This window comes from Helicobacter marmotae (assembly GCF_003364255.1).
GTDB lineage: Bacteria > Campylobacterota > Campylobacteria > Campylobacterales > Helicobacteraceae > Helicobacter_C > Helicobacter_C marmotae.
On sequence record NZ_NXLR01000027.1, the window covers coordinates 1 to 8,899 of the forward strand.

The window sequence follows — 8,899 nt, forward strand, 5'->3', positions numbered from 1 at the left end:
TCCTAAAGGAGGCTCAGAATGACAATAGTGGCAGAGTTTCTAGCAATTCTAAGAGAGATTCTTCGGCTTTTACAAAGCCTCAGAATGACAATGAATCCAACCCTCAAAACAAAACTACAATGCCCGGAGCATTTCTTCAAAACTTGCGCAAAATGCACTCAAGCCCTCATCTAAAAGGTTTTGAGAAAAACTCTGACGAGAAATACCCACATTTTGCAAGCTCTCCCAAAAAGCAAGGCGATTTTGTGCATTCATTAAAAGCTTTTGGGCTTTATTTTGAGATTTTTCAAAAGCCCTGATAGCATCAAGTGGAGCGGTATTCACACTATGGGGGAAAATAAGGCTATCAATATAATAGCTTGGCTCTAAATCTCCATCCTTTACCCCTGTGGAGGCAAAAAGTGTGCGTATAGCAGGTGCTTTGAAACTCTCTATCACCTCATAGCAATCCATAGCATTGATAATCCCGCATTTTGCGCGTAAATGCGCCTCTAGTTGAGAATCTACTGCTCTATCAAAACGAGAGACAAATACGCTTATCACAGCTTGAATAGAAGAGCTTGCATAATGTATGCCTTGTTGCAAAGCAAGTGCGCACTCTTTGGCTTGCTTAGGGCTAAAAACTAAAGTGGCATTTACATTTATGCCCTCTTTAGCTAAAGCATTCATCACTTCATAGCCCGCTTGTGTGGCGGGGACTTTAATCATCACATTTGGCATATTGATACGCTTATAAAGTCTCTTACCCTCATCTATACTTTTACTTGCCTCATCACATAAAAATGGGTCAATCTCAAGGCTTATATAGCCTAAAGCCTTATCTCTCTCCCATAAAGGCTTGAGAATCTCCGCTGCCCTTTGAATATCAGCACAAGCAAGTTCTTCATAAATACTCTTTTTGTTTTTGCCCCTTAAGCCTGCTCTGGCTTGCTTATACACAGGAGTAGCAAAGGCTTTAGCAAAAATGCTAGGATTGCTTGTAGCCCCTTGTATAAGAGAAGCCCTAACAAGACTAACAAACTCATTTCTCAAAAAATCTTTTTGGACAAAATCACACCATAGGCTAAAATCCTCTGGCATTGCTCCTCCTTTATATAGATTTATAAAAACAAGGCAGTATTGCAAATAAATTTAAGGAGTATTGTATGCGATATAAATTAATGATGTGCGGCTTTAGCGCGATGTGTGAAGATATGCAAGAAGTGCGCGATAGGCTGAAAGTTATCCCCATAGAAAGAGCAAAATTAGAAAGCTATGGCTGCTATGTGTTTGATTTACACACGGCAGAAACTTACCCTATAGTCCCCTCACAAAGAGGCTGGATAATCCAAAATCAAAAGGGTGAAACCCTGCCAGATGCGGATTAAAGGGATTTTAAGATATGAAAAAGCTTTGTTAATACCTCATCACTAGCTTTTGCAAAAGTAGGGGCTAGGACTTCATGGCTAAGGCTATCAAGCGGGATTAGGGATTCTATCATACCACTTTTGCTTTTATAATTCCCCATAGAAAAGAATTCATAAAACACTCGCATTTGCACTTGATAGAGCTCATTATCATTTAAAATTTGCAAAGAAAGCAAGGAGAGTTTGAGAGTTTTGTCTAATTTTTGCGTGCCTAAGGGCGGCATGGAGATTTCAAAGCAATTTTGTTTCGCCCTATCAAGTAAAGCCATTTTTAGCATTTCTTTTGGCGGGCTTATCCATTTTTTAGCATGGAGGGGAGTTATTTCTAAAGTCTTTGTATCAAAAATGTATATATATGTCTCATCATAAGGGGTATAGGCATATATATCAAGCAGGGCTAATTTTGCATTTATATGGCATTTTGCTGGGGTGGAAGTTTGTGCATAGCTATAGAGGCTAAAGTATGATATTTTATCAATAGATGAAGCGATTTTTACATCAACACAAGAACTCAAAGCCAATGCAAAAGCACATAAAAGCGGGATTTTTCTCATCATTTATCCTTATTTATCCTTTGTGGATTTTTGAGATTCTTTACCAAAAAGCGTGTCATAAGGGCTTTTATCAATTTTGCTTAAAAAGTTAGACGCATCAGTAAAAAACTTGCTCATATCCTGTAAGCTCCCTTGAAGTTGCAAAAGTGTAGGGGTAAGAATCTCACGCATATTATATTCACCATTTTTCATTTGTGAATCCATTTGCGCACTTAAACTTTGTAAATGTTTGGTTGTAGTGTGTATATCTTTTAAAATCGCATTTATTTCTGTGATATTTTGCTCGCTTACTATATGGTTTAAACTTTTTAATAAAACATCTGCGCTATCGCCTAACTCGCTGGCTTTGGAGATAATTTTCTCAAAGCCCCCTTTATCAAAACTTAGCACCTTTCTATTTTCACTATCGCTCTTAAGGGCTCCCCCATTGCCTTGTATGAGCGCGAGATAATTCGCCCCTGCTAGCCCTTGTGAGCTAATAAGCACTTTAGCATTCTCCTGTATAAGCAAAGCAGAGTCTATAAACATTTCAATTTCTATAATGCCCTCTTTTATGTCCTTAAAGCCCACACTCCGCACTCTCCCTACACTTATGCCTTTATAGCGAATGGGTGTATTGGTACCTATACCCTCTACCTCACTTGAACTATAGGCATAATAGATAGCATATTTATTAGGGTCGATTTCAAAGCGATTAAGCCATAATATAAAGGCAATCATAAAGATTAAAACAAGGAAAAATATTATCCCAATCCACACATATCGCACATTTCGTTCCATACTCTTCCTTTCAATGCTTTAATCTCAATGTTTTAAGTGCCTGATAAACTTACATATTAAGCATTTAATATCAAGCCTTGCCAAAAACGTTCCCCCCTCTTGCCTGAAAAAATCCTTGCCTCTATACTGCCTTGATTTATCTGCGTGTAAAGCTCCTTGAGTGTGCCATTAAAGGCAATTTGCCCATCTTGGAGTAAAATTAATCGATCTACGCTATCTTTTATGGAATCTAAATCATGAGTGACCATAACAATCGTGATTTTAAACATTTCTTTAAGCTTTAAAATAAGCAAGTCAAAACGTTCTGAACTCTGCAAATCTAAGCCACTTGTAGGCTCATCTAAAAACAAAATATCAGGACTTAATGCCAAAGCTCTAGCTAGGGCTACGCGCTTTTTCATACCGCCGGATAACTCATAAGGGTATTTCTCTGCTACTTTTTCACTTAATCCTACAAGCTCTAGCCACATTCTTGCGATTTTATTAATAGTAAAACTATCATATTGGCTTTTTTGCGTGAGTAAAAAGCTGACATTATCAAGCACATTCATTGATGAAAATAATGCCCCAAATTGGAACATCACACCACAACGATTTAAAATCTTATCACGTTTGTCTTCTCTCAATGCCCAAATATCCTCACCAAAGAAAGAAATTCGCCCAGAGGAGGGCTTTTGCAAGAAAAGCATACTTCTTAAAAGTGTGCTTTTACCCGAGCCACTTCCCCCTAAAATGCCAAATATTTCACCTCTTTTCACATCAAAGCTAATGCCATTGTGAATAATGACATCATCATATTGTGTATAGAGATTTTCTACTTCAATAATACTCATACATCAAGCCTTGTAGTGATAACAGAAAATATGGCATTAATTAAGGTAATCCAAAAAAGTGCATTTACGACACTCTTAGTGGTTTGCAAACCTACAGATTCTGTATCACCTTTCACATAAAGCCCCCTAAAGCACCCCACAAGAGCAATAGCAGCACCAAAAAATGGGGCTTTTACCACTCCTACCCAGAAGTTATTAATGCCCACATATTCATAAAATCGCTCTAAATACTGCATAAAACTCATACCCGTTTGTATCTTTATAGCCAAACTTGCTGCAAATAAACTCATACCATCGGCTAAGAAAACAAGCAAGGGCATTACGATAATAAGCGCTAAAACACGAGGTAAAATGAGATAATCATAAAGGCTAAGATTCATTGTTTTAAGCGCATCGCTCTCTTCAGTGAGATTCATTACACCAATTTGCGCACTAAAGCTTGAAGAACTCCGCCCAGCAATGACTATAGCTAGAATAAAAGGTCCTATCTCACGCAAGGCAAGCTTAGCTACCACCTCAACACTCATAAGAGGAGCACCCATTTTCTCAAGCTGCAATACACCCTGTAAAGCAATCGCATAACTCACAATAAAAGCTGTTAAAAGCACTACGGGTAAGGCTTTAAAGCCAGATTCATAAATATGATAAAAAATAGAGCTATAACGAAAATGTTTAGGAGAAGCTAATGAGCGGAAAAAATACCATAAACACGCGCCACAAAATGAAAGAAAATTTAAAAAAGTTTGAAAAAATTCATCAACTCTCTTCCCTATAGGAATAAAAAACGCCCATATTTGAGATACAAATGAAAAGGAGGGAGTTTTAAGCTTATGAGAGTTCTCTAAAGTCCTCCAAAGCAAGGCAAACATATCATTTATTTGAGCATTTGAGCCCACTATCTCAAAGCACTTCCCCTCTAAAAGCCCACATATAAAGGCACAAAAGACAAAATCAATAGATTGGATATGATGAAAATCAAGGACAATATAAGTATGATGAGATATGAGCTCTCTTAAAGCATCTTGAGACTTCTTCTGCAATGTCCAATCACATTGCCCATAAAGTTCAATATATACTTTATCTAAAGAAGTATTGACTTTAAAATTCATCTCCTAACCTCTATCAAAGCAAAGTAAAATACCTCAATTATAAAGCAAAACTTGCAATATCTTCAAAAACACCCCAGATTTTATAAGCAAAAATATACCAAACTTTGTATATAATCCGCGGGAGAGTGTGATATAAGTTTAGAGTTATTCACAGCTTATATCAATCGTAAAAAGGTAATTTACAGGGGAGTTTAAATGATTTTCACTTTTTCACACCCCTTACTACTATTACTCAATATTTAAATACTAAAGGACACATAAGATGAAAATCTCACTCCCCAAAAGCTTACTTGAAAGCATACTTACTAATTGCCAAAACTTCCTTGATAAAAGAGATCGCTCACAAATTACATCTCACATATACTTTGAAGCACAAGAAGACAAGCTTATACTCAAAGCTACAGACTATGAAATATGGCTTGAATCTAAAATCAATATCTCATCACAAGAGCAAGGCAATGCTACCGTGAATGGGAGACAAATTTTAGACATCATTAAACCACTAGAAGATAAAAACATCACCATTGAGACAAAACAAGATTCTATCCATATCTCACAAGGAAGAGCGCGAACAAAGCTTCCTATGTTTAATGCTGATGAATTTCCAAAATTCCCAGAATATGACAATAATAAACAAATCCATATAGAATCTACGCAATTCCTTAACTCACTTAAAAAAATCAATCCAGCTGTTGATACAAATAATCCAAAATACGAACTTAATGGCTCTTTGCTTAATATCAAAGACTATAGCTTTAACTTCGTGGCTACAGATACAAGAAGACTCGCATTAATTGAATATAAAAGCCAATCTGTAGATACACTCTCACTTATTATCCCTAAAAAGGCTATTAATGAGATCTCTAAACTTTTTATTGATAATTTCCACATTTATTACAATGACACGCATTTAATTATCAAAAATGATGAATACACTTTTTTTACAAAACTTATCAATGGCAAATACCCTGATTATGAGAAAATCATTCCTAAAGAATTTAAGCATAAACTTGTGCTCCCTACAGATAAATTCATATATGGCTTGCAAATAGTCAAATCCGTAGCAAATAACATTAAAATTACTTTCACTCCCCAAGAAATACAATTTATCTCTTTGAATGAAGATAATGCTGAAGCTTCTGCTGAAATTGAAGTACAAACTCAAATTGAAAACCTTACATTAGGCATTAACTCCAAATATATTCTTGACTTCCTCTCACAAATTGAAAATAATGAATTCACCCTTTGCATTAATGAGCCAAACTCACCTTTTGTCGTTATTGATGATAATTTTTCAACCGTCATTATGCCTGTAATCCTCTAACAGGCTTAACTTAGCTTATCTTCACGGAGTATTTTTAGAATGGAAAAAAAGGAATACCAAGCAAGTAATATCAAAGTTTTAAAAGGCTTAGAAGCTGTACGAAAACGTCCGGGTATGTATATTGGTGATACCAATAGCGGTGGATTGCACCATATGATTTATGAGGTCGTTGATAATTCTATTGATGAAGCTATGGCGGGGCATTGTAATCAAATTAATATCACACTCACAGAGCAAGGGAGTGCGATTATCGAGGATAATGGGCGGGGTATTCCTGTAGATATTCACCCTACAGAGAATCTCCCAGCAGCTACACTTGTGCTTACTACACTCCATGCGGGAGGGAAATTTGACCAAGATACGTATAAAGTCTCAGGAGGCTTGCACGGGGTAGGGGTAAGCGTTGTAAATGCTCTCTCAAAACACCTCATTATGACGATTAAAAAAAATGGGCATATTTATCGCCAAGAATTTGCAAAAGGTATCCCTCAAAGTGATTTAGAAATTATTGGTAATACAAAAGAGCATGGCACAACTATAGAATTCTTCCCTGATGGTGAAGTTATGGAAGTTTTAGAATTTGATGCACAAGTACTTATCACTCGCTTTAAAGAGATGGCATATTTAAATCACAATGTAACTATTACTTTTAAAGATGAACGCACAGGATTAGAAGAAAATTATCATTTTGAAGGAGGATTAGGGCAGTTTATCCACGATATAAATAAAAAGCCCTTTATCTCTTCAATTATTAGTTTTGATTGCTTGGAACAAGATTGTGAAGTTGAAGTAGCACTTGCTTATAATGAAGGCTATGATGAGAAAGTGCTAAGTTTTGTAAATAATATCCGCACTCCTGATGGAGGCACGCATGAAGCAGGATTTAGAGCGGGGCTTAGCCGTGCGATTATGAATTATATAGAAGCAAATGCTTCAGCGCGTGAGAAAGATTCTAAAATCAGTGGTGAAGATGTGCGCGAGGGACTTGTAGCTATTATCTCAACAAAAGTTATAGACCCTCAATTTGAAGGGCAAACAAAAGGAAAATTAGGAAGTTCTTTTGTAAAACCCATTGTGCAAAAGCTCTCTTATGAGAAACTCTCAAAATTCTTTGAAGAAAATCCAAATGAAGCTAAAGCCATTATGCAAAAAGCCATTATGGCAGCGCGTGGGAGAGAAGCAGCGAAAAAGGCAAGAGATCTCACACGTAAAAAAGAGAATTTTTCTGTAGGGACATTGCCCGGTAAGCTTGCTGATTGCCAAAGTAAAGACCCAGAGAAGTCTGAAATTTATCTTGTAGAGGGTGATAGTGCGGGGGGAAGTGCAAAACAAGGCAGAGATAGGGCTTTTCAAGCGATTTTGCCTTTACGTGGGAAGATTCTTAATGTTGAAAAATCTCGCTTGGATAAAATCCTTAAAAGTGATGAGATTAAAAATATGATTACTGCCTTTGGTTGTGGTATTGGCGATGAATTTAATCTTGAAAAACTCCGTTATCATAAAATTATCATAATGACTGATGCTGATGTTGATGGCAGCCATATTCAAACACTTTTAATGACATTTTTCTATCGTTATTTAAAGCCCCTTGTAGAAAATGGGCATATTTATATCGCTCAACCTCCACTTTATCGTTATAAAAAGGGTAAAAAAGAGATTTATCTAAAAGATGAGAGGGCATTAAGCGAATATCTTATTGAAAATGGCATTGAAAATTTTAGTTTTGAGGGTATTGGTAATAGAGAACTTTTAGAAATTCTTAAATTTATCTCGCATTATCGCTCTATCCTCAAAGAGCTTGAAAAACGTTATCCTATGGTTGAAGTCGTGCGCTATCTTGTAGAAAATGAACATTTGGATTCTCTATCACTTCAAGCTTTAAGTGAGAATATAGAATCTTTCTTACAAAGTAAAGAATGTAATATCTTAAATAAAGCCCTAAGTGATGAGCAAATTACACTTTATGTGCAGACAAAGGTAGGGCTTGTGGAGCTTGGTATTAATGATAAGCTTTTTATGGATAATTTCTTTACTCAAGCACGATTAATTTATCAAAAGATCGCACAAAGGGATTTAGATTTTCTCAAAGGCGAGGATTTGATACCATTTTTAGAAAAAATTGAAGAAAGTGCGAAAAAAGATGCCTATATCCAACGATACAAAGGTTTAGGGGAAATGAATCCAGACCAATTATGGGAAACTACCATGACTCCAGCTAATCGCACACTTTTGCGTGTGAAGATTGATAATGATGTCATAACTGATGAAATTTTTACGCTTTTTATGGGTGATGAAGTAGAGCCACGAAGAGCTTATATACAAGAACATGCTAAAGATGTTAAGCATTTAGACGTGTAAATTTATGAAAAAGTGGGAAACAAGAAAAATAGATGAAATTTTTCAAACATCTTCAGGTGGGACACCTACAAGCACAAAGCAAGCATATTATAAAAATGGAACTATCCCTTGGGTAAATAGTGGAGAGTTAAAAGGTAATATTATACGCGATAGTAAAACAAAAATTACAAAACTAGGATTACAAAAATCATCGGCTAAGATTTTTCCTAAAAACACTATCCTTATTGCAATGTATGGTGCGACGACGGGGCAGATAGGAATTTTAGATATAGAGGCAAGCACAAATCAGGCAATTTGTGCCATTCTACCAAACTATGCCGAAGCGAATCCGCATTTTATATTCCAAGCATTAAGAAAAAAAACAAAAGATTTTAAGAGAATGAGCATTGGGACAGCAAGAAATAATATTTCTCAAAAAATTATTAAAAACTTCCAAATCCCCCTTCCTCCCCTTGAAACACAAGAAAACATAGCTCATATTTTAAGTGTGCTTGATAGCAAAATAGAGCTAAATAATCGCATAAATAAAGCATTA

At 36.0% G+C, this 8,899-nt stretch carries 9 protein-coding genes; 4 read left to right on the forward strand and 5 right to left on the reverse strand.

The features are described 5' to 3' along the window. Positions 1-114: 114 nt before the first annotated feature. The gene (locus tag CQA63_RS08855; RefSeq protein ID WP_104700388.1) at positions 115-1,080 is read right to left on the reverse strand and encodes a transaldolase; all 966 of its coding nucleotides are present in this window, start codon (positions 1,078-1,080) and stop codon (positions 115-117) included. 65 nt (positions 1,081-1,145) lie between these two features. Here CQA63_RS08855 and CQA63_RS08860 point away from each other — a divergent pair, with 65 nt between their 5' ends. Next, positions 1,146-1,367 carry a hypothetical protein gene (locus tag CQA63_RS08860; RefSeq protein ID WP_104700387.1) on the forward strand — a complete coding sequence of 74 codons (222 nt, stop codon included), beginning with the start codon at positions 1,146-1,148 and terminating at the stop codon, positions 1,365-1,367. On the opposite strand, the gene CQA63_RS08865 is transcribed toward CQA63_RS08860, so the two are convergent. The 4 genes from CQA63_RS08865 to CQA63_RS08880 are packed head-to-tail and all read right to left on the reverse strand — an operon-like array spanning position 1,364 to position 4,682. Further along, entirely contained in the window at positions 1,364-1,963 is a 600-nt protein-coding gene (locus tag CQA63_RS08865; RefSeq protein WP_147288774.1) for a hypothetical protein, read from the reverse strand. The two genes, CQA63_RS08860 and CQA63_RS08865, sit on opposite strands and share 4 nt — an antisense overlap. A gap of 6 nt (positions 1,964-1,969) precedes the next feature. Beyond that, positions 1,970-2,740: an MlaD family protein gene (locus CQA63_RS08870; RefSeq protein WP_104700385.1), complete on the reverse strand. Its 771-nt coding sequence runs from the start codon at positions 2,738-2,740 to the stop codon at positions 1,970-1,972. A 56-nt stretch (positions 2,741-2,796) separates the two neighbouring features. Further along, on the reverse strand, positions 2,797-3,573 hold the full coding sequence (locus CQA63_RS08875) for an ABC transporter ATP-binding protein (protein ID WP_104700384.1): 777 nt from the start codon (positions 3,571-3,573) through the stop codon (positions 2,797-2,799). Continuing rightward, positions 3,570-4,682 carry an MlaE family ABC transporter permease gene (locus tag CQA63_RS08880; protein WP_104700383.1) on the reverse strand — a complete coding sequence of 371 codons (1,113 nt, stop codon included), beginning with the start codon at positions 4,680-4,682 and terminating at the stop codon, positions 3,570-3,572. The genes CQA63_RS08875 and CQA63_RS08880 overlap by 4 nt, the downstream gene beginning before the upstream one ends. A 262-nt stretch (positions 4,683-4,944) precedes the next feature. On the opposite strand from CQA63_RS08880, the gene dnaN reads away from it, so the two are divergent. The 3 genes from dnaN to CQA63_RS08895 all read left to right on the forward strand — a co-directional run. After that, on the forward strand, positions 4,945-6,006 hold the full coding sequence (gene dnaN, locus CQA63_RS08885; protein WP_104700382.1) for a DNA polymerase III subunit beta: 1,062 nt from the start codon (positions 4,945-4,947) through the stop codon (positions 6,004-6,006). 39 nt (positions 6,007-6,045) lie between these two features. Further along, the gene (gene gyrB, locus CQA63_RS08890) at positions 6,046-8,364 is read left to right on the forward strand and encodes a DNA topoisomerase (ATP-hydrolyzing) subunit B (RefSeq protein WP_104700381.1); all 2,319 of its coding nucleotides are present in this window, start codon (positions 6,046-6,048) and stop codon (positions 8,362-8,364) included. Between the two features lie 4 nt (positions 8,365-8,368). Beyond that, positions 8,369-8,899: restriction endonuclease subunit S (locus tag CQA63_RS08895; RefSeq protein ID WP_211305740.1), on the forward strand; the 531-nt coding region annotated here is incomplete at its 3' end.